1 protein-coding gene is annotated in these 1,190 nt (G+C 65.8%); it reads right to left on the reverse strand.

Annotated features, from left to right (window positions below):
* Positions 1-1,190 (reverse strand): response regulator (locus tag Q2941_RS51650; protein WP_458197546.1); only part of this gene is annotated, 1,190 nt, incomplete at both ends.

Consider the following 1,190-nt stretch of genomic DNA (forward strand, 5'->3'; position numbering starts at 1 on the left):
ACTTCCGCGAACTCGAAGCCGTTCATGTCGGGCATCTCGATGTCGGTCAGCACGACGTCGAAGGTCTGCGCGCGCAGCGCGGCGAGGCCCTCCTGCGCGGTCGGCGCGGTGCGGACGCGGTAGCCGGCGGCCTTGAGCACCGGGGCCAGCATGTTGCGGAAGAACGCCGAGTCGTCGACCAGCAGCACCGACTGCGAATGCATCGACGGCTTCATCTCCTTGCGGGTGAACCAGTCGGCAAAGGCCATCGGCAGGAAGTGGCCGACGTCGATCACCTCGGTGGCCTGGCCCTTGATCACGGCCGAACCCAGAATGCCGGCGCTGGAGCCGCCGACCTCGATGTTGAGGCGCTCCTCGACGATGTCGATGATCTCGTCGACGACGAGGCCCATGGAGCGGCCGTCATCGGCGAACACCAGGATCGGCTGGGCGCCCTGGCTCGCGACGGTGACGCCCTCCATGGCGACCAGCGGCATCAGCTGCTCGCGGTACTGCACCATGTAGCGGCCGTTCGAGAACTCGATCTTGTCGGCGGGCAGCTCTTCGAGGCGCGTGACGAGGCCGAGCGGGACCGCCTTGGGCTGGCTGGAGCCGGCGCGGAACACCAGCAGCGAGGTGGTCTGCTCGCCACTTCCGATGTGATGGCCGGCATTCTCGTCGGTCATGTCATGGGCCGAGGAGCCGGAGGCGCCCAAGGCTTTGGCGATGCCGTTGGGGTCGATGATCATGATGACGGCGCCATCGCCCAGGATCGTATTGCCCGAGAACATGTCGATGTGGCGCAGCTTGGTGGACATCGGCTTCACCACGATTTCTTCGGTGTGGAACACGCCGTCGACCACGATGCCAAAGGTCTGGCTGCCGACTTGCGTGACCACGATGAAGCCGTTCTCGGGATCGCTGGCGGCGCCGTCGTCGATCTTGAGCAGCTTCTTGAGGTGGATCAGCGGCAGCAGCTTGTTGCGCAGGCGCAGCACCGCGGTGTCCTTGATGCGCTCGATGCGGTGCTCGGAGTTGGCGCGGGCCCGCACCAGTTCCACAACCGAGAGCTGGGGAATGGCAAAGCGGTCGCCGCCGGCTTCCACGATCAGCGCGGAGACGATGGCCAGCGTCAGCGGGATCTTGATGGTGACGGAGGAGCCCTCGCCGGCAACGCTCTTGATGTCGATGGTGCCGCCGATCTGGTCGAT

Source organism: Bradyrhizobium sp. UFLA05-153, from assembly GCF_054185185.1.